Raw genomic sequence first — 26,814 nt, forward strand, 5'->3', positions numbered from 1 at the left:
AAAAACTTATGGACAAATAAATAAAAATGAATGTTCCAGTTTTGATATGAAATGGTTATATAATACTTCAATATCTCAAGTTTTTTGGAAGTTAAATTCATCTAAAAAGAATAAAAATATAGAAAGACTTCTATCTAAGAAGGATGAAGTAAAAAGGATTAACATAAATTCAAGCAATTTAAAAAAAATACCAGAAGTTTTATTTGAATTTAAGAACTTAGAAGAATTAGATATATCTAATAATCATTTTGAAAATATTGAAAAATTAATTGATGATTTAAGTAGATTTAAGAAATTAAAAGTACTAAACTTTACTTTTTGTGGATTAGAAAGGTTACCTAATAATATAGGAGTATTGAATAATGTTGAAGCGATTTCTTTTAGAGGTAATAAATTAAGTGATATTAATAACATTGGTTTTTTAACTAATTTAAAATATTTAATTCTAAGAAGTAATGAAGAATTAAAGGAGTTGCCTCCCACAATTAAAGAACTAAAGTGTTTAGAAGTATTAAATATTTCGGACACTAGTATAACATATTTAAGAGATGAGCTATCCGAGTGTAAACAGTTGAAAAGTATTATTGCTAATGCATCTAAAATAAAAACAATAACAAGTTATATTGGGAAATTAAATAAGCTTAGAAACTTAAATCTTGCAGCAAATGAAATTAAAGCTTTACCTAATTCAATTGGGAATTTATTGAGTTTAGAAGATTTATCGCTTGGATCTAATGAAATAGAGATATTGCCAAGTTCAATTTCAAGCCTAAGAAGTCTAGATGCAATTGGGTTAGAATATAACCGATTTAAAACATTTCCAAATCAACTTTTAGAACTTAAGAGGTTAAGATTATTAAAAATTCATAATAATGCTATTCCGTCAATTCCTTTAGATGTAGTAAATATTCCCAATTTATCTTTGTTGTATGTAGACCAAGAAATTATAACTGAAGAGAATATTAGGCTTCTTAAGTCTAAAAAAGAAAAATTAGATATAAAAAGGCATGATGCCATGAGAAGAGCACCTAATGAACCTAAAAGAAAAAGTTAATTGGCAGGAATATATCTACACATACCGTTTTGTAAGCAAGCATGTTATTATTGCGATTTTCATTTTTCTACATCCTTAAAAAGGAAAGAAGAGTTAGTTGTGTGTTTAGTAAAAGAGCTAGAATTACGAGAAGATGAATTACAAAATGAAATAGTGGAGACCATTTATTTTGGAGGGGGAACACCAAGTTTATTATCTATAGATGAAATAGAATTATTACTGAATATCATTCGTAAGAACTTTAAAGTAATTGACGCTCCAGAAATAACCTTAGAAGCCAACCCAGATGATTTAAACGAAGCTAAAATTTTAGAGTTAGCAAAATCTTCAGTTAACAGATTAAGTATCGGAGTTCAATCATTTTTTGAAGAAGATTTAAAAAGTATGAACCGCGCTCATAATGCTAAGGAAGCAATGAATTGTTTGTCAGTGGCAACTCGCCACTTTGATAATATTACGATTGATTTAATCTACGGCGTTCCAAATATGGGCAATGAACGTTGGAGAGAAAACTTACAAATTGCGTTCGATTTTGGAATCAATCACATTTCAAGCTATGCGCTAACAATTGAACCTAAGACTGTGTTAGATTCTTTTGTAAGAAATGGTAAATATCCAGCTCCAGATGAAAAAGAAGCCAAGGAGCATTTTGATATTTTGGTAGAAGAAACTCATAAAAACGGATTTGTACATTACGAGATTTCTAACTTTGGAAAACCTGATTACTTTTCTAAACACAACACTTCATATTGGTTAGGTAAAAAGTATTTAGGTATTGGACCATCAGCACATTCTTTTAACACCACACATAGAAGTTGGAATATTGCTAATAATGCAAGGTATATAAAAGCTATTCAGGAGGAAAAGCTCCCATTAGAAATAGAAAAACTCTCTAAAGAAGATAGGTTTAACGAGTATTTAATGACAGGATTAAGAACCATTTGGGGAGTTTCTTTACATAGAATCCAGCAAGAATTTGGAGAAGGTTTTAAAGTTCAATTACTAAAGAATGCTGAAAGATTTATCAATCAAGATTTGTTAACCGTTAAAGATAATGTGCTTATAACAACACCTAAAGGGAAGTTCTTAGCAGATGGACTCGCATCAGAATTATTTATAATTTAAGTATCTTTGAGTATGATTGCTACTATTGAATATAATAATCGTAAATATATAATCGATTTAACTCAACCTATTGATATTTCAATAGCTATTGACACTACAAAACAAAACATCAATGCTTGGTATTTAGATGATCCTAAAATTTTTCCTGTTTCAGACGGAGAATGGACAGGAAGTGTAGCTCAGGGAGCTGATGTTAATTTCAATAATATTCAATTCAATCCGCATTCACATATTACACATACCGAATGTGTTGGACATATTACCGAAGAAGTTTTTTCGGTAAATAAAGAGTTATCTAAATTTTTCTTTTTAGCTGAAGTAATTACAATTGCACCAGAACAATTAGAAAACAAAGATTTTGTGATTTCGAAAAAACAGTTGCAACATGCTCTCGGAAATAAAAAAAGAGATGCGGTTGTAATAAGAACATTACCTAATTTATCTGACAAGAAACAGATGCAATATTCTAATACGAATCCAACGTACATGTTAGAAGAAGCTGCAGAATATTTGAGAGAAAAGAACATTCAACATTTATTGGTTGACTTACCTTCGGTAGACAAAGAAAAAGATGAAGGAAAGTTATTGTCGCATAATGCTTTTTGGAATACTGAAGGAGATATAAGAAAGAATGCTACTATTACAGAATTTATTTACGTACCTAATAAAATAAAAGACGGAACCTATTTTTTAAATTTAATGATAGCTCCGTTTGAAAACGATGCTTCACCTAGTAAACCTATTTTATACAAGATTAAAGAATAGGTTTTAAACTTATTTAGAATCAGTATGAAATAAAAGAAAATGTAAAACCTAAGTTATTTTTTTATAGTTTTACACCTCATTAAAGAATAAACATGACAATTTTTAATACATATAAGCAATGTAAATCGACTGTTAGATACAGGCGATGTCGGGCTACTTATGTATTATAATTATTTTTAAATAAGATATAACTATTATAAAAAGTCCGACTGCACAGTCGGACTTTTTAATTTTATATACACAAAAACAACTAAAACTAAACACTATGAAAAAACTGTATACTAATTATGTAAACACATTTAAAGGCCTCTCAAAAGAAGTTTGGTGGCTTTCTTTAATAACATTAATAAATAGAGCAGGAACAATGGTAATTCCTTTTTTATCATTGTACTTAACAAAAAGCTTAGATTTTACTTTAAAAGACGTAGGTTGGATTATGACTTGCTTCGGATTAGGTTCTGTTGTTGGTTCTTGGTTAGGAGGAAAATTAACTGATAAAATAGGATTTTATAAAGTGATGAAAATAAGCTTGTTTTTGACAGGAGTATTATTTATTGCTTTACAATTTGTAACAACATTCGTTGGGTTTTGTCTAGGAATATTTTTGGTAATGTTAGTTGCAGATACCTTTAGACCAGCAATGTTTGTGGCTTTAAGTGCGTATAGTAAACCAGAAAACAAAACAAGATCGGTAACCCTAATACGTTTGGCAATCAATTTAGGTTTTTCAGCTGGACCTGCAGTAGGAGGTTTAATCATTACTTCGTTAGGTTATAGCGGATTGTTTTGGGTAGATGGAGTTACTTGTATTTTAGCTACTATTTTATTGGTAATTGTATTGAATCCTAAAAAGGCAAAAACATTAGATGAGGTTAAAAACGAAAATCCAATTTCAATCTTTTCAGATAAAGCCTTTTGGGTGTTCTTTATCTCGATGTTTATTTTCGGATTTGTATTCTTACAATACTTCTCTACAATGCCATTATACTATAAAGACGCTCACCATTTATCAGAACTAGAAATAGGATTAATAATGGGAATGAACGGATTTTTAATTTTTCTATTAGAAATGCCATTAATTAAATGGTTAGAAGAAAGTAAATATTCAAAAGAGCGATTAATGTTTGTTGGTTTGTTATTAACAGGAATCAGCTTTTTGGTATTGAACTTAACTGGGTGGGTTGGCGTTTTAATAGTAGGAATGTTATTTATGACCATTGGAGAAATGATAGCTTTTCCGTTTTCAAATGCATTTGTAATGGAAAGAGCTAAAAGAGGAAACCAAGGAGAATATATGGCGTACTACAGTATTGCCTTTTCTGCTGCCCATATTTTCGGACACAACTCAGGAATGCAAATGGTAGATATTTTAGGATTTGATAATACTTGGTGGATAATTACGGTACTATCTTTAGTAGGATTATTTTTCTTATCAGTATTAATAAGAGTAACTAAAAAAGAAAAACTAAAAGTATGAGGTTAAATCAAGTCACATTACCATCGATTAATGTTGAAGAATCAGTGCTATTTTATAAAAAACTAGGCTTGCATCTTATTGTAGATGCAAGCCCTAGATATGTTCGTTTTGAATTACCTGACGGAGATAGTACTTTATCCATTCATCAAGTAGAAGAATTGCCTAAAGGTGATGGAACTACTATTTATTTTGAAGATGATAATTTAGATGAGTTGGTAAAACAACTTCAACAAAAAGGAATAGAATTTACCCAGTTACCAAAAGATCAAACTTGGTTATGGAGAGAAGCTCACTTGTTAGATCCTGATGGAAATAAACTTATTTTGTTTAAAGCAGGTGAGAATAGAAAAAATCCGCCTTGGAGAATCAATTAAAACTAAGGAAATTCTATCTTTGATTTTTTTAGACTTTAAAAGCACAAAAATGAATATACAAGATGCTCAAAAGCAAGTAGACGATTGGATTAAAAATCATGGAGTTCGTTACTTTAATGAGCTTACCAATATGGCGCAATTAACAGAAGAAGTAGGTGAGGTTGCTCGTATAATTGCCCGTCGTTATGGAGAGCAAAGTGAAAAAGAGAGCGATAAAAACAAAGATTTAGGAGAAGAACTGGCGGATGTTATGTTTGTGGTACTGTGTTTAGCAAATCAAACAGGAGTGAATTTACAAGAAGCTTTCGATAAAAAGTTAGATATAAAAACAAAGAGAGATCACGATCGTCATCATAACAACGAAAAACTAAAATAATGGGTTTACAAAACAATATTAAAAGAGGTTTATTTTGGAAACATGTGTTTAGAGTAGCGGTTGTGTTTTTAATTGTTGTAGCACTATTTTCTTTAGTTTTTAAAACAGGAGGTGCGTTGTTTTCTGGAGATTTTGAAACAATAAATAAAGTGCATTTTGCAAACAATCAATGGATACGATTTTGGTTGAGTAAAATTGTAATTGCATTGATTTACGCTATGTATACAGTAAATAAAAATATGAAATAGCTTATTGCCTTTAAATGAAAAACATTGAAGATAATCTAAATAAAAGTATAGAGGAGGAAACTGAACTAGTTAATAAAATATCACTATTTAAATATGTTATTTTATATGTTCCACTATTGTTTTTAATGTTTGCTGCTACTAATTTAATAGGGAGCATGTTGTTTAAAAATGTTGTTTTCGATTGGTGGCTAATAGGAGTACAAGCAATAGCTTTTTCTATATTCTTCAGAATTTTTCATGGAATAAGAAAGTTAATAAATAAGAACTAGGTAACTACACAAATAATGAAGATTAAACTTCACAAACCCAATACGTCTTTAAAGGCAGATTTAATCATTTCTGGATCAAAAAGTGAATCAAATCGTTTGTTAATTTTACAACAAGCTTTTCCAAATATAACTATTGAAAACCTTTCAACTTCAGACGATACACAAGTAATGCAAAAAGCATTAAGGAGTAATGATAACGTTGCAGATATTCATCATGCAGGTACTGCGATGCGCTTTTTAACAGCATATTTTGCTGCCAATGTTTCTGATGAAATAGTACTAACGGGTTCTCAAAGAATGAAAGAAAGACCTATTGCAATTTTGGTTGATGCTTTACAAAGTATTGGAGCTAATATTTCTTATGAAGAACAAGAAGGTTATCCACCGTTAAGAATAAAAAAATCAGCAATAAGTAAAGATAAAGTAGCTATTAAGGGCAATGTAAGTAGTCAATATATTTCTGCTTTAATATTAATGGCACCAAGTTTACCAAACGGATTAGAAATTGAGTTAGTAGGAGAAATTACTTCTGTTCCATATATAGAAATGACCTTACAGTTATTATCTCAATTAGGAATTGAAGCCACATTTTCTGAAAATAAAATAAAAGTTCAACCTAAAAAAGAGGTAGAAAATAAAACAATAGTTGTAGAATCTGATTGGAGCTCTGCATCATATTTTTATTCCTTGATAGCTTTGAGTGAAGTTAGTTCTAATATTAAGCTTTCTGCATATAAAGAAGATAGCTTACAAGGAGATAGCTGTTTAGCGAAAATTTATGAGCATTTTGGAGTGAAAACTGAGTTTTTAGAAAATACGATTGTATTAACTAAAGAGCAAGAACATAATCCAAACATATTGATTCAAGATTTAAAAAGTGCTCCAGATATTGCGCAAACCATAGCAGTTACATGTTTTGGTTTAGGGATTACTTGCGATTTAACTGGGTTACATACTTTAAAAATAAAAGAAACTGATCGTTTAGAAGCATTAAAAAATGAGTTAACAAAATTAGGTGCTAAAATTGAGGTAACTAACGATTCATTACACTTAAAAACTTCAGAAGTTATCCATGAAAATATTGAAATAGAAACCTATAACGATCATCGTATGGCAATGGCATTTGCTCCGTTAGCATTGAGAGTTCCTATTCAAATATTAGATGCTATGGTAGTAACAAAATCATACCAAAGCTTCTGGGACGATATGAAAGAGATAGGAATAACGGTTCAAGAAGTAAAATAAAATACTAATTGCTTGACAACCCCTATTTCGATATTGTATATTTGCCACCGTTAAGAAAATTTTACAGATGAAATTATCAAACTTTAATTTTGATTTACCACAAGAGTTATTAGCAGAATACCCATCAGAGCACAGAGATGAGGCTAGGTTAATGGTATTACACCGCGATACTCAAAAAATAGAACACAAATTATTCAAAGATTTAATTAATTATTTCGATGAGGGAGATGTGATGATGTTGAATAACACGAAAGTTTTTCCTGCTCGTATGTTCGGAAACAAGGAAAAAACAGGTGCTAGAATCGAAGTGTTTTTATTACGTGAGTTAAATGCTGAAAATCGTTTATGGGATGTATTAGTAGATCCTGCGCGTAAAATCAGAATTGGAAATAAATTATTCTTCGGAGAAGATGAAAGTTTAGTTGCAGAAGTAATTGATAATACAACTTCTCGTGGTAGAACTTTACGTTTCTTATTTGATGGACCTTATGAAGAGTTTCGTCGTAAATTAATCGAATTAGGAGAAACTCCATTACCAAAGTATATTAAGAGAGATGTTGAACCATCAGACGAAGAACGTTACCAAACAATTTTCGCAAAGAATGAAGGTGCAGTAGCTGCTCCAACTGCTGGATTACACTTTTCTAAGCATTTAATGAAACGTTTAGAGATTAAAGGAATTGATTTTGCTGAAATGACTTTACACGTAGGATTAGGAACATTTAATCCTGTTGAAGTAGAAGATTTATCAAAACACAAAATGGATTCTGAACAAATTATTATACCACAAAACTCTTGTGATATAGTAAACAACGCTATAGAAACTAAACGTAAAATTTGTGCTGTTGGTACTACAGTAATGAGAACAGTAGAATCTTCTGTATCGGCAAGTAAAAGATTAAATGCTTATAACGGATGGACAAATAAGTTCATTTTTCCTCCATATGACTTTAGTATAGCTAATTGTATGGTTACAAATTTTCATACACCAAAATCAACATTATTAATGATGGTTTCTGCATTTGCTGGTCATGATTTTATGATGGAAGCATACGAAGAAGCAGTAAAAGAAAAATATAAATTCTACTCTTACGGAGATGCAATGTTAATCTTATAAAGAGAAGAACTTATTTAAAATAATTAACTACAAACCTCACAGACTTTTAAAGCTGTGAGGTTTTATGTATTTTTGAATTAATGGCAACAAAGAAGAGAGACATACGCGCATTAACTAAAGAGCAACTCCGAGAGTTTTTTGTAAATCATGGAGATAAAGCCTTTAGAGGAAATCAAGTTTATGAATGGTTATGGAGTAAGGCGGCACATTCTTTTGATGATATGACTAACGTTTCTAAAAAAACAAGAGAAATGTTAGATGAAAATTTTGTCATTAATCATATAGAAGTCGATACAATGCAGCGTAGTAAGGATGGTACAATTAAAAATGCCATTAAATTGCACGATGGTAAAATTGTAGAATCGGTTTTAATTCCTACGGAAACGAGAACAACAGCTTGTGTTTCTAGTCAAGTTGGTTGTAGTTTAGATTGTAAGTTTTGCGCTACAGCACGTTTAAAACGTATGCGTAACCTAAACGCCGATGAAATTTACGATCAAGTAGTTGCTATTGATAAACAAAGCAGATTATATCATAATCACAAATTGTCGAACATTGTGTTCATGGGAATGGGAGAACCTTTAATGAATTACAATAACGTTATTAAAGCTATTGATAAGATAACATCTCCTGAAGGTTTAGGTATGGCAGCTAGAAGAATTACTTTATCAACTTCTGGAGTTCCTAAAATGATAAAAAAAATGGCTGATGACGAGGTAAGATTTAACTTAGCCGTTTCTTTACACTCTGCAATAGATGAGGTTCGAACGTCAATTATGCCATTTAATGCAACTTTTCCACTAAAAGATTTAAAAGAATCTTTAGAATATTGGTATGAAAAAACCAAACGTAAAGTAACTTATGAATATGTAGTTTGGAATGGAATTAACGATAGAAAAGAAGATATAGATGCTTTGATTAAATTCTGTAGCTATATTCCATGTAAAGTAAATTTAATTGAATACAATCCTATTGACGATGGTGAGTTTCAACAAGCATCAGAAAGAGCATTAAACAATTATATTTCGAATTTAGAAATGCATGATATTGTAGTAAACGTTCGTCGTTCTAGAGGAAAAGATATTGATGCTGCTTGTGGGCAATTGGCTAATAAAAGTTAAATGAGCTTTTCTAAAACACTTTTAGGGCAAAGTATAGCTACCTTAGGTTTATTGTTTTTAATTATTGTTACTGGACTTTTTATAGATAGTAAATTTATAGCGGATAATTTTTATGAGCATGCACAATGGTTAAATAATTTAATCGTAGTGTTTGTTTTTTCATTATTATATTTTAAATCTACTTCTCGAACAAAAGAAATGCTTTTGTATGCGTTGATTATTGGAGTGGTAGGTGAATATATTTTTTCGGTAGGTTTCGGAATGTATACATATAGATTGAAGAATATACCTCATTATGTGCCTTTTGGACACGCGATAGTTTTTGTGTTGGTATATTATTTTTCTAGAAAACCTAAAGTGAAAAAAAATCGTACTAAGATAGAAAAGCTTTGTGTTTTCTTAATAATTCCTATTTCCTTTTATTTTTTATTATTTAAAAATGATGTTTTTGGATTTATTTGTACACTTTTAGTGTTTTTATTTTTGCGTAAATATCCCAAAGAGAGGATGTTTTATTTAGTAATGTATTGTGTGGTGGCTGTACTTGAGTTTGTGGGTACAGGTTTAGAGTGCTGGAAATGGCCAACAATAGCATTTAATAATTTTGAATTTTTACCTAGCGCTAATCCTCCAATAGGTATAAGTTTGTTTTATTTTGGTTTAGATAGAGGAACGATGTCAATTTATAAGAGAAGGCATAAAAAAGCGTGGAATAGATTAAAAAATATAAGAAGTGTTAATTCTTAAGAATTCTGTATTTTTGAGTTTTGATTTTTGAAATCAAATTTAAATGAAACGAGTAGAGCAAATAAAACTTCCGATTGCTAATGAAATGGAACTCTTTGAAAGTAAGTTCAAAGATTCAATGTTGTCTAAAGTTCCATTATTAAACAGAATTACTTATTACATTGTTCGTCGTAAAGGAAAACAAATGAGACCGATGTTTGTGTTCTTAGTCGCAAAAATGGTATCCGATGGAGGTTTTGACGAGCGTACCTATCGAGGAGCTTCTGTAGTAGAATTAATTCATACGGCAACTTTAGTACATGACGATGTGGTTGATGATAGTAATCGTCGTCGAGGATTTTTCTCTATAAATGCACTTTGGAAAAATAAAATTGCTGTTTTAGTAGGAGATTTTTTATTGTCAAAAGGATTGTTACTTTCAATCGATAATGAAGATTTCGACTTGCTAAAATTAATTTCGATTGCTGTAAGAGAAATGAGTGAAGGCGAGTTGTTACAGATAGAAAAAGCACGTCGATTAGATATTACAGAAGAAGTTTATTTTGAAATTATTCGTCAGAAGACAGCAACTTTAATTGCAGCTTGTTGTGGAATTGGAGCAGCTTCAGTAGGAGCTAATAATGAAACTGTTCAGCAAATGCGAAAATTTGGAGAGTATATAGGAGTTGCTTTTCAAATTAAAGATGATTTGTTCGATTATACAGAAGATAAAATCGGTAAACCAACGGGTATCGATATAAAAGAACAAAAAATGACTTTACCACTTATTTACACGCTGAACAACTGTTCCCCAAAAGACAAAAAGTGGTTAATTAACTCAGTAAAAAAGCATAATAAAAACAAAAAACGAGTTAAAGAAGTTATTGCATTTGTAAAAGAAAATGGTGGATTAGAATATACGACGGCTAAAATGCATGATTATAAGAATAAAGCATTGGCAATACTTAACAATTATCCAGAATCTGAATATAAAAACTCACTACTTCAAATGATTGATTATGTGGTTGAACGTAAGATTTAACCTAAAAATAATTATCTTTAAAAACACATTATCTAATACTTTTAGACTGTAGAGATTAATTAAAACTAAAAGATGGAATTTAGTAGAGAGTTATTGTTTTTCTTTAGTGCATTGGGAGCTTTTAATGGTTTAATACTTAGCTTTTATTTTATCTTTTTTATAAAACCTCAAAACATATCTAATAAATTTTTAGGAGTTTTTATTTTAATGTTAAGTATTAGGGTGGGGAAGTCAGTTTTCTTTTATTTTAACCCTAGTTTATCATTTCACTTTTTACAGTTTGGTTTAACAGCTTGTTTTTTTATAGGTCCTTTTTTATATTTCTATATCAAATCTGCAGAAGAATCTAAAGAGAAGATAAAAAAGGAATGGAAATATCATATTGCTATTCTACTCCCTTTAATTTTAGTTGTTGGATATTTATATCCGTTTAAAACAAATATAGATTTGTGGAGACCTTATATTATAAAATTTATCTACTTCATTTGGTTTGTATATATTCTAGGGTCAATATATGTATTAAGAAATCGATTTAAAAAATTACTTCGTAGAACAGAAAAAATCACAACTTTAGATGTGTGGTTTATCAGTATATTAATAGGGAACCTAGCAATATTAACATCTTATAATGTTGTTAGCTTTTCAAATTATATCTCTGGAGCCTTAACATTTACATTTTTACTGTATTTATTAATCATGTTTTTGTTTTCTAAAAAAGGAAAAGAAATAAGATTATTGAATAATGAAGTTAAATATGCAGATAAAAAAATTGAAACTACTAAGGCAGAAAGTTTATTAACAAAGTTAGATCAACTAATGAATGAAGAAGAATTGTATAAAAATGCAAATTTAAAATCTTCGGAAGTTGCTCAAAAAATGCAATTAACAACACATCAATTTTCTCAGCTATTAAACGATAATTTAGGAAAAAGTTTTCCCGTTTTTATAAATGAATATAGAATTGAGTCGGCAAAACAAATGATTCTTAAAAACAATAGTATAACCATTGAAGCTATTGGTTATGAAAATGGATTTAATTCAAAATCAACTTTTTATACGACTTTTAAAAAGTTAGTAGGTAAAACTCCTTCGCAATTTAAGAGTTCTATTTTATAAATTAGAACTTCTACTTTATAGCATAAAAACTTTTTTTAGACTTAATATTTGAATTTGCAGGAAAATCATAATTCATGCAAAAAATATTAAGACTATTATTGGTAGTAATTGTCTGTGTCGGATGCCAATCATCAACAGCTAAAAAGGAAGTCTCAAAAAGTATAACAGATAAGAGAGAACAGAAATCTTCTAACAAAATTCTGTTCGTTGTGTCTAATCAAAAAACTTATGGAGATACTTCTTTAAAAACATCAAATCATTTCGGAGAAATTGTCTATGCATATGATGTGTTGGCTAATGCAGGTTATACGATAGATTTTGTAAGCCCAAAAGGAGGTGAAGTTGCATTAGGATATATTGATAAAGCTAATAAAGTTCAGCAAAAGTATTTAGAAAATAGTGATTTTTTAGAAAAGCTTAAAACTACAAAAACTCCTAGTGAAGTTAATTTTTCAAACTACAAGGCGATCTATTATGTTGGAGGAGGAGCAGCAATGTTTGGAGTTCCTGAAAATAAAGAAATTCAAGATTTAGCCATTAATATTTACGAGAAAAATAACGGAATTGTTTCTGCTATTTGTCATGGAACTGCAGGAATAGTAAACCTTAAAACAACAAACGGTAAGTATTTATATGAGAATAAAGAAGTAAATGGCTTTCCAGATCTTTTTGAAAGAACAGATAGGGAGTATTACAAAACATTTCCTTTTTCCATTGAAAAAATTATTGAAAAAAGAGGTGGTAGGTTTAGTTATTCAAAAGAAGGTTGGGATAATTATTACAAAGTAGACGGAAGACTGATTACAGGTCAAGATCCAACTGCAGCTGCTTCTGTAGCAAAAGAAATTGTAAAGGTCCTAAATGAATTAGATAAATGAAAAAGAAGTCTTTTTTAGCTCTTCTTTTTGTTTTTGTTTTAAAAGTTAACAGTCAGCAAAAAGGAATTTATAATAATTTAAAAGGGCTAGATACTGAAATAGAAAGTTTAATGAAAGCATATAAAACTGTAGGACTAACTGTATCTATAGCTAAAAATCATAAAGTTATATATGCTAAAAGTTTTGGGTATAGTGATTTAAAAAATAAAGTAAAAGTTAATGCTAATACTCTATTTCCCATAGGATCAGTTACCAAACAATTTACATCAGCTTTAATTGGTATTTATCAAGGTAAAGGAAAACTATCGGTATATGATAAGCCTAAAAAGCATATAAGCTATTTACAATTTAATTCTAACGAGATGAATAATCTAATAACGATAGAAGATTTACTTGCACATCGATCAGGAATAGGAAATGTAGACGGTACTCATGTATTTTTTCCTACCAAGAGTATTAAAGCACATATACAACGGGTACAATATTTAACTCCTAATAGTCAGGTTCGAGAAAAATTCGATTATAGTAATATGGGATATGCAATTCTGGGCGCAATAGGAGAAACTATTACAGGTAAAAAATGGGAGAAAAATTTATCTGACGAAATTTTTAAACCATTAGAAATGAACCGTTCTAATACTAATTTAAGAGATTTAGAAAACGCAAGAAATGTCTCATTAGGTTATAGTGTAAATAGAAAGGGAAAAATAGTTAAAGTTTTATATGAAAATCAATTTGAGTCGATAGCTTCAGGAGCCATTAATAGTACCTTAAATGATATGACAAACTGGATGTTAATGTTACTTAACAAAGGGAAATACAAAGGAACTCAAATTATTCCTGAAAAATTTTTAGAAGAATCATTCAGTGAGCATAACATTATTCAAGGAAGTTTTTCATTTAAAAAGAAATACAATTTATTGAATGATGCTTATGGCTATGGTTGGTTTACTCATAATTATAAAAATTTATATCGAGTAAATCATGAAGGTAACGTTTCTGGTTTTACCTCAAGTATTACTTTATATCCTTATAAAGAGTTAGGAATTGTTATACTAACTAATCAAGGATCAGCTAATTTATTAACTAAAGCAATTACAGATATTATTACAAATAGAATCCTTAACCTTAAAAGAAAAAGGTGGGATGAATACACTGTGAATTACGGAATAGAATCAGATGTATTCTCTGAGCGTACTACTTTAAAAAGAAACCAATCATATTCAAAGTATGTTGGAAAATATACTAATAAAGGATATGGTACATTAGAAATTACTGAATCCTCAGATAATAAACTTCAAGTAATTTTTCCAGCATTAAAGATGGGATTAAAATCTGAAAAAAATGATGTATTTAACAGTTATAGAATTGTAGAGACACATCAAAATACACCTTCTTTTAATTTTAAATTCATAGAAAGTGATAAAGGAAAGATATTAGAATTGGTAATTAATTTTCAACAAGAACCAGTAATTTTTAAAAAAGAACAATAATTAAATAAGACAAAACGATAAAGATGAAAACAAAAATTTTAATACTATTTCTTTTTACAGGACTAGTAACAGTAAACGCTCAAACAGAAATTGAAAAGATAAACAAAGTTTTGTATGACTATATAGAGGGAACTGCAAATGGACAACCTGATAGATTAAAACGTGCTTTCGATGAAAATTTCAACCTGTATTTTGTAGCTAATGATACGTTAAGAACATGGTCTGGTAAACAATATATTAATAATGTAAAAGAAGGTAGAAAAAGTAACCGCATAGGTAAGGTGTTATCTATAGATTATGAAGGAGATGCTGCTGTAGCTAAAATTGAAATATTAATGCCAGCAAGAAAACGTATTTATACAGATTATTTATTGCTTTTGAAAATAAAAAATCAATGGAAAATCATTCATAAATCATTCACTTTTAAAAATTATCCTCAATGAAAAAAATAAAGTTAAGTGTACTCTTATTCCTATTGATTATTAAAGCTAGCGCACAAGTAGAGAATTCAAAATTTAATAAGTTTTTTGAAAATTGGAAAGATGAAAATAAACCAGGAGTAGTAGGTGGAGTAATTAAAGATGGTAAAATAATTTTTTTAAAAGCCTTTGGAAGTGCAGATGTAAAAAACAAGAAAAATAATACTATAAAAACTAAGTTTCAGGTTGATGATTTAGCGAAACAATTTACTGTTTTAGCTACATTGTTATTAGTAGAGGAAGGGGAACTTTCTTTAGAAGATGATGTTAGAAAATATCTACCTAAACTTCCAAAATATAAACATCAAATAAAAATTAAACACTTGTTAAATCATTCTAGCGGACTACATAATTTAGACCCACTAAAAGAGTTGTTGGGAATTAGACCTTTCGATGTTTTTACACAAGAAGATGCGCTTAAGATAATATACACTCAAAAAGAATTGAATTTTATTCCTGGAACTCAGTTTTCGTATTTAAGATCAGATACAGAGGTTATTTTATTGTCGGAAATTATAGTTAAAGTATCTCAAAAATCATTTTCTGAGTTTACATCAGAGAGAGTCTTTAAACCTTTAGGAATGTTAAATACAGCTTTTAATAATGAAAGGAAGTTATTAAGTAATACAGCTGTCTCTTATCGAGTAGGAGAAGAAACTCACAATAACCCTGTGAATGATTTGACTTTAGGAGCAACAAATTTGTATACAACAGGTGAAGATTTAGCAAAATGGTTCCAAGTATATACAAGTTCAACAAATCCGATGTATGAGTTAGTTAAAAAATTAGATGATTTTGTCGTATTGGATAGCGGTAAAAGATATAATTCCTCATGGGGAACAATGAGTTATGGTCGTTATTTTGATCATTTAGAAAGAGGCTTAGAATCTATCTGGCAGTTTGGTATAAACGCGGGCTATGCAAGTAATATGTTTCGATTCTATACTAAAAACTTTGTTTCGTTTGTTTTAGGAAATAATAATAGATATAACGGAATGCCAGCGATGAATATGGCATACGAAGAGTTAAAAGAAGATTTTCCTAAAGCTCGAATTGTAGATTTTAAAGAAATAAAAACTAAAAAACTTTCTAAAAAGGAATTACAGAAATTTGAAGGATATTATTGGAAAGAAAATAATGGATTAACAAGACAAATATATCTGAAGAATGACACACTTCGATATAAACGATTGGAAAGTAATAGAGAGACAGCTTTGGTTCCTTTAAATGATAATAAGTTTCAGTTTGTGGTTAATAGTGACGATGAGGTAATAATAACTTTTAAAGATGGTAGTTTTTCAATAAAATCAGGGGTAGGTGACGCAAGTATTTACAGAAAGTTTACACCAGTAGAATTAACTAATTCCGATTTAAAAAAATACTTAGGATTCTACTACAACGAAGAATTAGGCATTGGATTTGAGTTAAAAATTAAAGATGATAAGTTGATAGCAAAAAACTTTAAAAATGGAGATACTACGTTTTATCCAATAACAAATAATATTTTTAGGAGCAATACTTTTATGTTATCTAGTATTACATTAGAAAGAAATGGTTTTTACATCAATACAGATGGAGTAAGTAATTTATTTTTCAAAAAACTTAATTAAACAAAAAACCTCGAGAATTATTCTCGAGGTTTTTTATAATTGTCTGTGGCGACTCGCCACTACATCATTCCTGGCATTCCACCACCCATTGGAGGCATTCCACCACCAGCAGGAGCATCTTCTTTAATATCTACTAAAGCACATTCAGTAGTTAAAATCATTCCAGACACAGAAGCAGCGTTTTCTAAAGCAACACGAGTTACTTTCTTAGGATCAATAATACCAGCTTCTAACATATCTACATAAGCTTCAGATTTCGCATCATAACCAAAATCTTTATCACCTTCTAAAACTTTATTGATAACTACAGAACCTTCACCTCCAGCATTTTCAACAATTGTTCTTAAAGGAGCCTCAATAGCTCTGTTTACAATTTGAATACCTGTAGTTTCGTCTAAATTATCAGTAGTAATAGTTTCTAATACTTTTTTAGCACGTACTAAAGCTACACCACCACCAGCTACGATACCTTCTTCTACTGCAGCACGAGTAGCATGTAAAGCATCATCAACACGGTCCTTCTTTTCTTTCATTTCTACTTCAGAAGCAGCACCAACATATAATACAGCAACTCCACCAGCTAACTTCGCTAAACGCTCTTGTAACTTCTCACGATCGTAATCAGAAGTAGTAGTTTCAATTTGAGCTTTAATTTGATTTACTCTAGCTTTAATTTGAGTTTCGTCTCCAGAACCGTTTACAATTGTAGTGTTATCTTTATCGATAGTTACAGTTTCAGCAGTTCCTAATAAATCTAGAGTCGCGTTTTCTAAAGAAAAACCTCTTTCTTCAGAAATTACAGTTCCTCCAGTTAAGATAGAAATGTCTTCTAACATTGCTTTTCTTCTATCTCCGAATCCAGGAGCTTTAACAGCAGCAATTTTTAATCCACCTCTTAATTTGTTTACAACTAAAGTAGCTAATGCTTGTCCGTCTACATCTTCAGCGATAATTAATAACGGACGACCAGATTGAGCTACAGGTTCTAAGATTGGTAAAATTTCTTGTAAGTTAGAAATCTTTTTATCAAATAATAAGATATATGGATTCTCTAACTCAGCAATCATTTTATCAGCGTTAGTTACGAAGTAAGGAGATAAATATCCTCTATCGAATTGCATTCCTTCAACAACGTCTACATATGTGTCTGTTCCTTTAGCTTCTTCAACAGTAATAACTCCTTCTTTACCAACTTTACCAAAAGCAGTAGCAATTAAATCACCAATTACTCCATCGTTGTTAGCAGAAATAGAAGCTACTTGTTTAATTTTTTCTGAAGAATCTCCAACTTCTTTAGATTGTTTTGCTAAATCTTCAGTAATAGCAGCAACAGCTTTATCAATTCCACGTTTTAAATCCATTGGATTTGCACCTGCAGCAACGTTCTTTAATCCTTCTTTTACGATAGCTTGCGCTAAAACAGTTGCAGTAGTAGTACCGTCACCAGCTAAGTCGTTAGTTTTAGAAGCTACTTCTTTTACCATTTGAGCTCCCATGTTTTCTAACTCATCATCTAACTCAACTTCTTTCGCTACAGAAACTCCATCTTTAGTTACGTGAGGAGCGCCGAAAGACTTAGAAATAATTACGTTACGACCTTTTGGACCTAAAGTTACTTTTACTGCGTTTGCTAATGCATCAACTCCACGTTTTAAACCTTCGCGAGCTTCAACATCAAATTTTATATCTTTTGCCATTTTTATTTAGTTTAAAGTTCCAAGTTTTACTTGGAAAATTGCTTAATTGTTATATTGAAAAATTATTACATTAATTATACGATAGCCATAATATCAGCCTCACGCATCATTAAATAATCCTTTCCTTCTAATTTTAATTCAGTACCAGAGTATTTTCCGTATAAAACAGTGTCACCAACTTTAACTGTTAAAGGTTCGTCTTTTTTACCGTTTCCTATGGCAACAACAGTACCTTTTTGTGGCTTTTCTTTAGCGTTATCTGGAATGATAATTCCAGAAGCGGTAGTAGTTTCTGCTGCAGCTGGTTCTACAAGAACTCTATCTGCTAAAGGTTTAATGTTTAATCCCATTTTATATATTTTGTATGATTAATTTTTAGTTTAACTGTTTTGATTTTGTCAGAAATTATGCCAACAAAAGATTACTGTCAAATTTACTATGAGATTTTAGTTGAGTCAAAAAAAAATGCCAACGTGTCATTACGTTGGCATTTTAAATTATATAGAGTGTTCTATTATTGAACGCTATCTTTTGTAGTATTTGTAGTTGCAGGAGTCTGCGTAGTAGTTTCTACATTTTCTAAAGTACTATCTAATTGAGGAGCGTTGTCTCCGTTACCTCTATCAATTGCAAAGTTAGCTAATAAGATTAAAGCGAACATCGCAATAGCTAAAGTCCATGTAGTACGGTCTAAAAAGCTATTAGTATTTTGAACACCTCCAATACTTTGTCCAGCACCACCACCGAAAGAAGATGATAAACCTCCTCCTTTAGGATTCTGAACCATAACGATTAATATTAATGCTATTGCAACAATTAAAATTAGTATTAAAATAGGTAAATACATAATATCTAGTTTTTTTGTAAAATTTGTATTCTCTTAATTTGGTCTGCAAAGAAACCACTTTTTTCTGGATATTTCAAACTTAATATTTTATAAGCTTGAATTGCACTATCGTACTTCTTTTGCTCTAGGTAAACTTTGGCTAAAGTTTCGGTCATCAACTGCGATGATTGTTGTGTTTCTTTAACTTTAAAGTCATTACTAGCGTTTTTATTTGGACGACTAATTTTCGGACTATTTTCTATAAATCGATTGATAATGTCGTCTTGTTCTGAGACAGGTTGTTCTTTTTCTGGAACTATTTTTTCTGTTGAATTCTCAGTTCTATCAATTATCTTTTGAGTTGAAAGTTGTAACCACTGATTAAAAGAAAAAGATTCATTTCTATCGAAAGCTAATGGTTTACCAATCGCTAATTCTTTTTCGATAATTGATTTTTCAGTAGCTTTCTTTTTAGAAAAAAGAACTTCCTTTAAACTCAGTTTTTCTTCCTTTTCTTGGTGATCTTTAAAAGATTTTGAAGTGATAAAATCGAAAAGAACAGTTCTGTTACTTGTGTGGGCTGCGGTAATTTTTAGCTCATTGTTGTATTTATAACTTTCTTGATTTTTTAATGCTTTTAAATACAAAGCTCTAGCCGATTGAAAATACGGATGCTTTTCAACGATTTGTTTAACTTCTATTGTTTTATTTGAAGTTATTAAATGTGGCTGCTCTAGAGATTTTATGTATTCTTCTTTTTTAATCATTACCAGTTAGCTACCGAAGCATTAAAAATATCTTGTGTAATACGTTCTAAAATTTCTTCTAAAGCGGTTTCTAGAGTACCACCAATTAATTGTTGGTCAGCAGGAAAATCATAATAAAAAGAGAACTGTTTTTCAAAATTATCTTTTTCTTTTTCCTTGTTTGTATAACGAACATTTACAGTAATTGTTAAACGGTTTTGTGCTGCGGTTTGTTGTGCAGTTGCACTCATTGGAGTGATTCTATATCCAGTAATTTCTCCTTCAAAATGCAAATCTCCGTTCGAATTAACCAGTGTTAAATTCGTTTGACGAGTGAATAAATCTTGTAAAGTTTGTGTGAAATTTTGGCTTAAAGTAGGTTCTACTAAAGGTGCTTGATTTGGGAAAAAATCAATTTGAATTGTTTCCGCATTACCTGTACTTCCTCCTGAAAAAGAATAAGCACCGCAACCAATAATTGTTGAAATTGTGACTATTGAAAAAAGAAAATATAAAAGCTTCTTCATGTTGTTTTTTTGCTTCTTTAGAACTTTTTGAAAGATAGAAAATTGTAATGAAAAAGTTCTGTTAAAATATAATTTATAAATCGTACTGCTTTATTTTTCTATAAAGTGTACGTTCAGAAATTCCTAATTCTTGAGCGGCAAGTTTACGCTTACCATTGTTTTTTTCCAGAGATTTTTTAATCATCTCGATTTCTTTTTCTTGTAACGACAAGTTTTCATCTTCTTCAATAGTTTCAGCAAAGTCAAAACTATTAGTTACTGTTGATGAAGATTGAGGAATTTGAACCACTTCGATATTAGAAGTTTCTGTAGTTGGTGTTGGTTGCTCTTGGTAAATCCGTTGAATAAGTCCGTGATTTGCTTCTTGCACTTGTTTAGAATTTCCGTTTTTCATCAAGTCTAGTGTTAACTTTTTTAAGTCGTTAATATCATTTCGCATATCAAACAAGATTTTATACATAATATCTCGTTCGTTTGCAAAATCGGATTGATTGGAAGTTGTATTACCAAGAACAGCGGGTAAATTCCCTTTAATATTTGGTAAATACTGAATTAATTTATCGGTAGTAATAGTTCTGTTTTCCTCTACAACAGAGATTTGTTCAGCAATATTTCTTAACTGACGAATGTTACCAGGAAAGTTGTAATTCAAAAGAATTTTGGTAGCGTCTTCGTCTAAACGAATGGTAGGCATTCGGTATTTTTGAGCAAAATCTGCTGCAAATTTTCTGAATAACAAATGAATATCTTCACCTCTTTCTCGTAATGGAGGAAGAGGAATTTCAATAGTGCTTAAACGATAGTATAAATCTTCACGAAACTTACCTTTGGCAATAGCATCGTGCATATTTACATTGGTAGCAGCTACGATTCGAACATTGGTTTTTTGCACTTGAGAAGAACCTACTTTAATAAACTCTCCATTTTCAAGAACACGTAACAAACGTACTTGTGTGGTAAGTGGTAATTCACCTACTTCATCTAAGAAAATTGTACCGCCATCGGCAACTTCAAAGTATCCTTTTCTTGCAGAAGTAGCTCCAGTAAAGGCTCCTTTTTCATGACCAAATAATTCACTGTCAATCGTTCCTTCTGGAATAGCACCACAGTTTACAGCAATGTATTTGGCGTGTTTTCGGTGAGATAATTGATGAATAATCTTAGGCACATTCTCTTTACCAACACCACTTTCACCAACAACTAAAACAGAAATATCGGTAGGAGCAACTCGGATTGCTTTTTCGATAGCGCGGTTTAATTGCACATCGTTTCCAATAATTCCAAATCGTTGTTTTATAGCTTGTAAACTTTCCATTTCCTTTTCTAGAATAGAGAAAAAAGAATTAAGAGAAAAGATTGTGTCTTTATTCTTTTCTCTTGATTCTCGTTTCTAAAGTTAATTATTTTCTGAGTATCCTACAGCAGTTCCTTTTAATGTGGTTGAAGTACAATCTTCAATTTTTACATTCACAAATTCTCCCATTTTATAATGTTCTTTTGGGAATACTACTACGGTGTTTTGTGTATTACGTCCTTTCCACTCGTTTTCATTCTTCTTAGAAGTTCCTTCAATTAAAACTTCTTGAATTTTTCCAACCTGCTCCCTAGTTCTAAATAAACTATGCTCTTGTTGTAAATTAATGATTTCTTGTAAACGACGTTTTTTTGTTTCTAACGGAATGTCATCTTCCATTTTCTTAGCAGCTAAGGTTCCTGGGCGTTCAGAGTATGCAAACATAAAACCAAAACTATATTTAACCTTTTCCATTAAGTCAAGTGTATCTTTATGATCTTGTTCAGTCTCTCCACAGAAACCAGCAATCATATCTTGACTTAAATTCATCTCAGGGATGATTTTATAGATGTTTTCTACTAATTCTAAATATTCTTCACGAGTATGTAATCTATTCATGGCTTTTAACATTGCATTACTTCCGCTTTGAATTGGTAAATGAATGTATTTACAAATGTTTTTATGTTTTGCCATGACATGAATTACATCTAAGGTCATGTCTTGAGGATTCGATGTAGAGAATCTAAAACGCATCTTAGGGAACTCAGTTGCACACATGTCTAATAATTGTGCGAAATCTACTGCAGTTGCTTGTGCCATTTCAGAAGCTTTTTTGAAATCTTTTTTCAATCCGCCTCCATACCATAAATATGAATCTACGTTTTGACCTAATAAAGTAATTTCCTTGAAGTTTTTGTCGTGCATAGAACGAATTTCTTCAATAATACTTTTTGGGTCACGACTACGCTCACGTCCTCTAGTAAAAGGTACTACACAGAAAGTACACATATTGTCACATCCACGTGTAATAGATACGAATGCAGAAACTCCGTTAGAATTTAAACGAACTGGAGAAACATCTGCATAAGTTTCTTCTTTAGATAAGATTACGTTTACTGCATCTCTTCCAGCTTCAACTTCCTCAACTAAATTAGGTAAATCTCTATATGCATCAGGCCCAACAACTAAGTCTACAATTTTTTCCTCTTCTAAGAATTTTGCTTTTAATCGTTCTGCCATACAACCTAAAACTCCAACTTTCATTTTAGGATTTACCTTTTTTACGGCATTGTATTTTTTTAGGCGATTACGAACTGTTGTTTCTGCCTTTTCACGAATAGAGCAAGTATTTACTAAAACTAAGTCAGCCTCTTCCATGTTGTTGGTCGTATTAAAACCTTCTTCAGAAAGAATTGAAGCTACAATTTCACTATCGTTCATATTCATTTGACAACCATAACTTTCGATAAAAAGTTTCTTGCTGTTACCTTCCTTCTTTTCAGTTAACAAGGGTTTTCCTTGTATTTTCTCGTCTATTACTTTCTCTACTTGTTCCATGAAATTCTAAAATCGTGATAAATAGTGTGCAAAGATACAACCAAAAAATATATTTGATGACAAATTGTCATTAAAAATAGCTGTTGCGAAAAAGAATACTTTTTTAAAGTTGATATATTTGTGGCAATCAACTATAAAAAAAGAAATGAGTAAAATTTTAATGTTATCTGAGAAGATTAGAAATGCAAAGTATTTAGATTTTGGAACTGTTTTAAATGAAATTATTGAAACGTTTAAAAAAGTTTGGGTTCAAGGAATATTGTTATTCCTGTTTTCAATGATTGTTATGTTACCTATTATAATTCTTGTTTATGTACCCTTAATAAGTGTATCGCTAATGCATTCTCAGAATGGAAGTGTTGATACTGAGGTGTTTTCTGAAATGTTTGCAGGTGCTTCAATTATGTATGTCTTATTATTAGTGGTTTTGTTTTTAGCTTTGGCAGCAACAAGTACTGCTTTAATAGCAGGATTTTATAGAATTGTAAAAACTTTAGATGAAGAAGGAAGCGTAAGTGTATCAGACTTTTTCTGTTTTTTCAATCTTGAACATTTAACTAAAATGTTATTGCTAAGTTTAATAACAATATTAATAGCTGTAGGGTCTGCATTATTGTGTTATCTTCCTTTGTTTTATACAATGGTACCGATTTCATTTTTCTCAATAATTTTTGCATTTAATCCAGAAGAATCAGTGGGAGATATTGTTAAAATAGGATTTCAATTAGGAACAAAGAAGTGGGGAATTTCATTTGGACTGATGCTTTTAATAGGAATATCGGTAATGATATTAAGTTTCTTAACTTGTGGGATAGGTAACTTATTCCTAATATCTTTATCATACTTACCTGTATATGTAATTTATAAAAATGTTATAGGTTTTGAAAGTGATGATAAACCAGAAGCTATAGAAACTGTAGATTCAGAATAGTGTATCATCATAAAAAAATATATAAAAACTCCTTTTCTTAAACGATTAGGAGTTTTTTATTTAAGGTTAAATAAAGTTTAAAAATGGATTTTTTTTCAATTCAATAATTATTAAAAAAAAAACATACTACTTTTGCAAATCGAAGAGCACTATATATAATATGGTGTAAATGTGAATTGAAATAAACATATGGCAAAGAATTTAGTAATAGTAGAGTCACCTGCAAAGGCAAAAACCATTGAGAAGTTTTTAGGAAAAGATTTTCAAGTAGAATCGAGTTTTGGACACATTGCAGATTTACCATCTAAAGAATTAGGTGTAAATGTAGAAGGAGACTTTAAACCTAAATATATAGTATCTACCGACAAAAAAGCGGTGGTAAAAAAATTAAAAGATTTAGCAAAGAAAGCAGAAACAGTTTGGTTAGCTTCCGATGAGGATCGTGAGGGAGAAGCTATTGCATGGCACTTAGCTGAGCAATTAAAATTAGATGAAAATAAAACCAAGCGTATTGTTTTTCATGAAATTACTAAAAAAGCCATTTTAAAAGCAGTAGAGAATCCAAGAGATATTAACTACAATTTAGTTAACGCGCAACAAGCACGTAGGGTTTTAGATAGATTAGTTGGTTATGAACTTTCCCCTGTTTTATGGAGGAAAGTAAAAGGAGGATTATCAGCGGGTAGAGTACAATCGGTTGCGGTACGTTTAATTGTAGAACGTGAGCGTTCAATTGAAGAATTTACGCCTGTAGCTTCTTACAGAGTAGATGCTGAGTTTATTAATGCAGAAGGAAAGAAGTTTAAAGCAAAGCTTGGAAAGAATTTTGAAACAAAGAAAGAAGCAGAAGAATTTTTAAACTCTTGTATAAATGCTGATTTCTCTGTAGCAGATTTGCAAAAAAAACCAGCAAAAAAATCCCCTGCACCGCCATTTACAACATCAACATTGCAGCAGGAAGCTTCAAGGAAATTAGGTTTTCCAGTAGCAAAGACAATGATGATGGCACAACGTTTATATGAAGCGGGATTGATTACGTATATGAGAACAGATAGTGTAAACTTATCTGACGATGCAAAAAATGCAGCTCAAGAAGAAATAACAGATTCTTATGGAGCAGAATATAGTAAGCCAAGAAATTTCTCAACAAAATCTAAAGGAGCGCAAGAAGCGCACGAAGCGATTCGTCCTACGAATATGACGCGTCATGAAGTTTCAGTAGATTATGATCAAGATCGCTTATATAGTTTAATCTGGAAGCGTACCATAGCTTCTCAAATGAGCGATGCGAAATTAGAAAGAACTGCTGTAAAGATTGATAACAATAAGAATGATAAGCAGTTCAATGCAAACGGAGAGGTAATTACTTTTGAAGGATTCCTTAAAGTGTATTTAGAAGGAACTGATCATGAAGAGGAAGAGCAAGCAGGAATGTTGCCTAAGATGAAAGTAGGTGAAAACTTAGAGAATGAGTTTATCACAGCTACTGAACGTTATACACGTCCGCCAGCAAGATTTACCGAAGCTGTTTTGGTAAAACGTTTAGAGGAATTAGGAATTGGTCGTCCGTCTACGTATGCACCTACGATTTCTACGATTCAAAGAAGACAGTACATAGAAAAAGGAACAGTAGAAGGTTTAGAAAGAAATTATGCGCAATTAAAATTGACAAATAATAAACTTTCAGAAAAAGAACTAACCGAAAGAGTTGGGTCAGATAAAGGAAAATTAGTTCCGACAGATATAGGAAATATTGTAAACGATTTCTTAGTAGCGAATTTCGATTCTATTTTAGATTATGGATTTACGGCTAAAGTAGAAAATGAGTTTGATGAAATTGCTGAAGGTAAAGAAGACTGGACAGCAATGATAAAAGAATTCTATAATAATTTTCACGTGGTTGTAGAGGATGTTGCAGCTAATGCGGAAAGAGCTAGTGGTCAAAGATTATTAGGAATAGACCCTGAAAGCGGAAAGAATGTATATGTGCGTTTAGGTCGCTTTGGAGCTATGGTGCAAATAGGAGAAGCTACTGATGAAGAAAAGCCAAAGTTTGCAAGCTTACAAGGAGATCAAACATTAAGTTCGATTACTTATGAAGAGGCTATGGATTTATTCAAATTACCTAAAACATTAGGTGATTATGAAAGTAAAGAAGTAGTTGTAGCAAATGGTCGTTTTGGGCCTTATATAAAGTTTGATGGTAAATATGTGTCTTTAGATAAAGGAGAAAATCCAATGTCTGTAGACATGGATAGAGCTATAGAATTAATTGAAGCAAAGAGAAAAGCAGATGCTCCAATTGGTGAATATGAAGGAATGCCAATTCAAAAAGGTGTTGGTCGTTTTGGCCCTTTTATAAAATGGAATTCAATTTTTATCAACGTAAACAAGAAATATGATTTCGATAACTTATCTCAAGAAGATTTAGAAGAATTAATTGAAGATAAGAAACGAAAAGAACGTGAAAAATTAATTCACAATTTCGAAGAAGTAGGAATTCGAGTTGAAAAAGCACGTTGGGGTAGGTTTAATGTTATAAAAGGTAAAATAAAGGTAGAATTGCCAAAAACTACAGAGATAGAGAAAATGACGCAAGAAGAAGCTGTAAAATTAATTGAGGCAAAGACACCTAAAAAGAAGACGACAAAAAAGAAATCAACAAAAAAGAAATAAAGTTGGAGGTGTAATAAAATTGTTAGTATCTTGCGCCAAAGATAT

At 30.8% G+C, this 26,814-nt stretch carries 27 protein-coding genes; 20 read left to right on the forward strand and 7 right to left on the reverse strand.

Going from position 1 to position 26,814, the window contains the following annotated elements; genetic code table 11:
• The first annotated feature begins 46 nt into the window (after positions 1 to 46).
• The 18 genes from WH52_RS11910 to WH52_RS11995 all read left to right on the forward strand — a co-directional run bounded on the left by WH52_RS11910 (position 47) and on the right by WH52_RS11995 (position 16,515).
• Positions 47 to 1,054: a leucine-rich repeat domain-containing protein gene (locus tag WH52_RS11910; protein WP_233131561.1), complete on the forward strand. Its 1,008-nt coding sequence runs from the start codon at positions 47 to 49 to the stop codon at positions 1,052 to 1,054.
• On the forward strand, positions 1,055 to 2,179 hold the full coding sequence (hemW, locus tag WH52_RS11915; RefSeq protein WP_086031182.1) for a radical SAM family heme chaperone HemW: 1,125 nt from the start codon (positions 1,055 to 1,057) through the stop codon (positions 2,177 to 2,179).
• Between the two features lie 12 nt (positions 2,180 to 2,191).
• Positions 2,192 to 2,944 carry a cyclase family protein gene (locus tag WH52_RS11920; RefSeq protein WP_086031183.1) on the forward strand — a complete coding sequence of 251 codons (753 nt, stop codon included), beginning with the start codon at positions 2,192 to 2,194 and terminating at the stop codon, positions 2,942 to 2,944.
• 265 nt (positions 2,945 to 3,209) lie between these two features.
• The gene (locus WH52_RS11925; RefSeq protein WP_086031184.1) at positions 3,210 to 4,421 is read left to right on the forward strand and encodes an MDR family MFS transporter; all 1,212 of its coding nucleotides are present in this window, start codon (positions 3,210 to 3,212) and stop codon (positions 4,419 to 4,421) included.
• Positions 4,418 to 4,795, forward strand: a complete 378-nt coding sequence (locus tag WH52_RS11930) for a VOC family protein (protein WP_086031185.1) — start codon at positions 4,418 to 4,420, stop codon at positions 4,793 to 4,795. Before WH52_RS11925 ends, WH52_RS11930 begins: the two co-directional genes overlap by 4 nt.
• A gap of 49 nt (positions 4,796 to 4,844) precedes the next feature.
• The gene (locus WH52_RS11935; protein ID WP_086031186.1) at positions 4,845 to 5,171 is read left to right on the forward strand and encodes a nucleotide pyrophosphohydrolase; all 327 of its coding nucleotides are present in this window, start codon (positions 4,845 to 4,847) and stop codon (positions 5,169 to 5,171) included.
• On the forward strand, positions 5,171 to 5,419 hold the full coding sequence (locus WH52_RS11940; protein WP_086031187.1) for a hypothetical protein: 249 nt from the start codon (positions 5,171 to 5,173) through the stop codon (positions 5,417 to 5,419). Before WH52_RS11935 ends, WH52_RS11940 begins: the two co-directional genes overlap by 1 nt.
• A 14-nt stretch (positions 5,420 to 5,433) precedes the next feature.
• Positions 5,434 to 5,688, forward strand: a complete 255-nt coding sequence (locus WH52_RS11945) for a hypothetical protein (RefSeq protein ID WP_086031188.1) — start codon at positions 5,434 to 5,436, stop codon at positions 5,686 to 5,688.
• 15 nt (positions 5,689 to 5,703) lie between these two features.
• Positions 5,704 to 6,933, forward strand: coding sequence for a 3-phosphoshikimate 1-carboxyvinyltransferase (locus WH52_RS11950; protein ID WP_086031189.1), 1,230 nt, complete (start codon positions 5,704 to 5,706; stop codon positions 6,931 to 6,933).
• Positions 6,934 to 7,000: 67 nt separating this feature from the next.
• A complete protein-coding gene (gene queA / locus WH52_RS11955; protein ID WP_086031190.1) occupies positions 7,001 to 8,050 on the forward strand; it encodes a tRNA preQ1(34) S-adenosylmethionine ribosyltransferase-isomerase QueA in 1,050 nt (349 codons plus the stop codon).
• Between the two features lie 80 nt (positions 8,051 to 8,130).
• Complete coding sequence (gene rlmN, locus WH52_RS11960) at positions 8,131 to 9,171, forward strand: 23S rRNA (adenine(2503)-C(2))-methyltransferase RlmN (RefSeq protein ID WP_086031191.1); 1,041 nt, start codon at positions 8,131 to 8,133, stop codon at positions 9,169 to 9,171.
• On the forward strand, positions 9,172 to 9,918 hold the full coding sequence (locus WH52_RS11965; RefSeq protein WP_086031192.1) for a hypothetical protein: 747 nt from the start codon (positions 9,172 to 9,174) through the stop codon (positions 9,916 to 9,918).
• A 43-nt stretch (positions 9,919 to 9,961) separates the two neighbouring features.
• Positions 9,962 to 10,939, forward strand: coding sequence for a polyprenyl synthetase family protein (locus WH52_RS11970; protein ID WP_086031193.1), 978 nt, complete (start codon positions 9,962 to 9,964; stop codon positions 10,937 to 10,939).
• Between the two features lie 72 nt (positions 10,940 to 11,011).
• Complete coding sequence (locus tag WH52_RS11975) at positions 11,012 to 12,055, forward strand: helix-turn-helix domain-containing protein (protein WP_086031194.1); 1,044 nt, start codon at positions 11,012 to 11,014, stop codon at positions 12,053 to 12,055.
• Between the two features lie 74 nt (positions 12,056 to 12,129).
• Positions 12,130 to 12,933: a type 1 glutamine amidotransferase domain-containing protein gene (locus WH52_RS11980; protein WP_086031195.1), complete on the forward strand. Its 804-nt coding sequence runs from the start codon at positions 12,130 to 12,132 to the stop codon at positions 12,931 to 12,933.
• Positions 12,930 to 14,426 carry a serine hydrolase gene (locus tag WH52_RS11985; RefSeq protein ID WP_086031196.1) on the forward strand — a complete coding sequence of 499 codons (1,497 nt, stop codon included), beginning with the start codon at positions 12,930 to 12,932 and terminating at the stop codon, positions 14,424 to 14,426. The genes WH52_RS11980 and WH52_RS11985 overlap by 4 nt, the downstream gene beginning before the upstream one ends.
• A gap of 23 nt (positions 14,427 to 14,449) precedes the next feature.
• Entirely contained in the window at positions 14,450 to 14,869 is a 420-nt protein-coding gene (locus WH52_RS11990; protein ID WP_086031197.1) for a nuclear transport factor 2 family protein, read from the forward strand.
• On the forward strand, positions 14,866 to 16,515 hold the full coding sequence (locus WH52_RS11995; RefSeq protein WP_086031198.1) for a serine hydrolase domain-containing protein: 1,650 nt from the start codon (positions 14,866 to 14,868) through the stop codon (positions 16,513 to 16,515). The genes WH52_RS11990 and WH52_RS11995 overlap by 4 nt, the downstream gene beginning before the upstream one ends.
• Positions 16,516 to 16,574: 59 nt before the next feature.
• Here the strand turns inward: WH52_RS11995 and groL are convergent, their stop codons facing one another.
• The 7 genes from groL to miaB all read right to left on the reverse strand — a co-directional run bounded on the left by groL (position 16,575) and on the right by miaB (position 23,162).
• Positions 16,575 to 18,212, reverse strand: coding sequence for a chaperonin GroEL (groL, locus tag WH52_RS12000; protein ID WP_086031199.1), 1,638 nt, complete (start codon positions 18,210 to 18,212; stop codon positions 16,575 to 16,577).
• Between the two features lie 74 nt (positions 18,213 to 18,286).
• A complete protein-coding gene (locus tag WH52_RS12005; protein WP_086031200.1) occupies positions 18,287 to 18,562 on the reverse strand; it encodes a co-chaperone GroES in 276 nt (91 codons plus the stop codon).
• 164 nt (positions 18,563 to 18,726) lie between these two features.
• Complete coding sequence (secG, locus tag WH52_RS12010) at positions 18,727 to 19,059, reverse strand: preprotein translocase subunit SecG (RefSeq protein WP_086031201.1); 333 nt, start codon at positions 19,057 to 19,059, stop codon at positions 18,727 to 18,729.
• A gap of 5 nt (positions 19,060 to 19,064) precedes the next feature.
• The gene (locus WH52_RS12015) at positions 19,065 to 19,805 is read right to left on the reverse strand and encodes a hypothetical protein (protein ID WP_086031202.1); all 741 of its coding nucleotides are present in this window, start codon (positions 19,803 to 19,805) and stop codon (positions 19,065 to 19,067) included.
• On the reverse strand, positions 19,805 to 20,311 hold the full coding sequence (locus tag WH52_RS12020; protein WP_086031203.1) for an LptE family protein: 507 nt from the start codon (positions 20,309 to 20,311) through the stop codon (positions 19,805 to 19,807). Before WH52_RS12020 ends, WH52_RS12015 begins: the two co-directional genes overlap by 1 nt.
• Positions 20,312 to 20,384: 73 nt before the next feature.
• On the reverse strand, positions 20,385 to 21,626 hold the full coding sequence (locus WH52_RS12025) for a sigma-54-dependent transcriptional regulator (protein ID WP_086031204.1): 1,242 nt from the start codon (positions 21,624 to 21,626) through the stop codon (positions 20,385 to 20,387).
• A gap of 81 nt (positions 21,627 to 21,707) precedes the next feature.
• The gene (gene miaB / locus WH52_RS12030; protein ID WP_086031205.1) at positions 21,708 to 23,162 is read right to left on the reverse strand and encodes a tRNA (N6-isopentenyl adenosine(37)-C2)-methylthiotransferase MiaB; all 1,455 of its coding nucleotides are present in this window, start codon (positions 23,160 to 23,162) and stop codon (positions 21,708 to 21,710) included.
• 145 nt (positions 23,163 to 23,307) lie between these two features.
• Between miaB and WH52_RS12035 the strand changes: the two genes are divergently transcribed.
• Positions 23,308 to 24,093 carry a hypothetical protein gene (locus tag WH52_RS12035; protein ID WP_086031206.1) on the forward strand — a complete coding sequence of 262 codons (786 nt, stop codon included), beginning with the start codon at positions 23,308 to 23,310 and terminating at the stop codon, positions 24,091 to 24,093.
• Positions 24,094 to 24,282: 189 nt separating this feature from the next.
• Positions 24,283 to 26,769: a type I DNA topoisomerase gene (gene topA, locus WH52_RS12040; RefSeq protein WP_086031207.1), complete on the forward strand. Its 2,487-nt coding sequence runs from the start codon at positions 24,283 to 24,285 to the stop codon at positions 26,767 to 26,769.
• Positions 26,770 to 26,814 lie beyond the last annotated feature (45 nt).

The sequence above is a fragment of the Tenacibaculum holothuriorum genome (assembly GCF_002120225.1).
GTDB lineage: Bacteria > Bacteroidota > Bacteroidia > Flavobacteriales > Flavobacteriaceae > Polaribacter > Polaribacter holothuriorum.

What these genes read in the sequence shown, in the direction of transcription:
- topA (WP_086031207.1), top strand. Translation starts at nt 24,283, where the DNA reads ATGGCAAAGAATTTAGTAATAGTAGAGTCACCTGCAAAGGCAAAAACC.
- WH52_RS11925 (WP_086031184.1), top strand. Translation starts at nt 3,210, where the DNA reads ATGAAAAAACTGTATACTAATTATGTAAACACATTTAAAGGCCTCTCA.
- WH52_RS11945 (WP_086031188.1), top strand. Translation starts at nt 5,434, where the DNA reads ATGAAAAACATTGAAGATAATCTAAATAAAAGTATAGAGGAGGAAACT.
- WH52_RS11910 (WP_233131561.1), top strand. Translation starts at nt 47, where the DNA reads ATGAAATGGTTATATAATACTTCAATATCTCAAGTTTTTTGGAAGTTA.
- WH52_RS12035 (WP_086031206.1), top strand. Translation starts at nt 23,308, where the DNA reads ATGAGTAAAATTTTAATGTTATCTGAGAAGATTAGAAATGCAAAGTAT.
- WH52_RS11975 (WP_086031194.1), top strand. Translation starts at nt 11,012, where the DNA reads ATGGAATTTAGTAGAGAGTTATTGTTTTTCTTTAGTGCATTGGGAGCT.
- WH52_RS12020 (WP_086031203.1), bottom strand. Translation starts at nt 20,311, where the DNA reads ATGAAGAAGCTTTTATATTTTCTTTTTTCAATAGTCACAATTTCAACA.
- WH52_RS12025 (WP_086031204.1), bottom strand. Translation starts at nt 21,626, where the DNA reads ATGGAAAGTTTACAAGCTATAAAACAACGATTTGGAATTATTGGAAAC.
- WH52_RS11980 (WP_086031195.1), top strand. Translation starts at nt 12,130, where the DNA reads ATGCAAAAAATATTAAGACTATTATTGGTAGTAATTGTCTGTGTCGGA.
- groL (WP_086031199.1), bottom strand. Translation starts at nt 18,212, where the DNA reads ATGGCAAAAGATATAAAATTTGATGTTGAAGCTCGCGAAGGTTTAAAA.
- WH52_RS12005 (WP_086031200.1), bottom strand. Translation starts at nt 18,562, where the DNA reads ATGGGATTAAACATTAAACCTTTAGCAGATAGAGTTCTTGTAGAACCA.
- WH52_RS11935 (WP_086031186.1), top strand. Translation starts at nt 4,845, where the DNA reads ATGAATATACAAGATGCTCAAAAGCAAGTAGACGATTGGATTAAAAAT.
- WH52_RS12015 (WP_086031202.1), bottom strand. Translation starts at nt 19,805, where the DNA reads ATGATTAAAAAAGAAGAATACATAAAATCTCTAGAGCAGCCACATTTA.
- secG (WP_086031201.1), bottom strand. Translation starts at nt 19,059, where the DNA reads ATGTATTTACCTATTTTAATACTAATTTTAATTGTTGCAATAGCATTA.
- WH52_RS11970 (WP_086031193.1), top strand. Translation starts at nt 9,962, where the DNA reads ATGAAACGAGTAGAGCAAATAAAACTTCCGATTGCTAATGAAATGGAA.
- queA (WP_086031190.1), top strand. Translation starts at nt 7,001, where the DNA reads ATGAAATTATCAAACTTTAATTTTGATTTACCACAAGAGTTATTAGCA.
- WH52_RS11920 (WP_086031183.1), top strand. Translation starts at nt 2,192, where the DNA reads ATGATTGCTACTATTGAATATAATAATCGTAAATATATAATCGATTTA.
- miaB (WP_086031205.1), bottom strand. Translation starts at nt 23,162, where the DNA reads ATGGAACAAGTAGAGAAAGTAATAGACGAGAAAATACAAGGAAAACCC.
- WH52_RS11930 (WP_086031185.1), top strand. Translation starts at nt 4,418, where the DNA reads ATGAGGTTAAATCAAGTCACATTACCATCGATTAATGTTGAAGAATCA.
- rlmN (WP_086031191.1), top strand. Translation starts at nt 8,131, where the DNA reads ATGGCAACAAAGAAGAGAGACATACGCGCATTAACTAAAGAGCAACTC.
- WH52_RS11990 (WP_086031197.1), top strand. Translation starts at nt 14,450, where the DNA reads ATGAAAACAAAAATTTTAATACTATTTCTTTTTACAGGACTAGTAACA.
- WH52_RS11940 (WP_086031187.1), top strand. Translation starts at nt 5,171, where the DNA reads ATGGGTTTACAAAACAATATTAAAAGAGGTTTATTTTGGAAACATGTG.
- WH52_RS11985 (WP_086031196.1), top strand. Translation starts at nt 12,930, where the DNA reads ATGAAAAAGAAGTCTTTTTTAGCTCTTCTTTTTGTTTTTGTTTTAAAA.
- WH52_RS11950 (WP_086031189.1), top strand. Translation starts at nt 5,704, where the DNA reads ATGAAGATTAAACTTCACAAACCCAATACGTCTTTAAAGGCAGATTTA.
- WH52_RS11995 (WP_086031198.1), top strand. Translation starts at nt 14,866, where the DNA reads ATGAAAAAAATAAAGTTAAGTGTACTCTTATTCCTATTGATTATTAAA.
- WH52_RS11965 (WP_086031192.1), top strand. Translation starts at nt 9,172, where the DNA reads ATGAGCTTTTCTAAAACACTTTTAGGGCAAAGTATAGCTACCTTAGGT.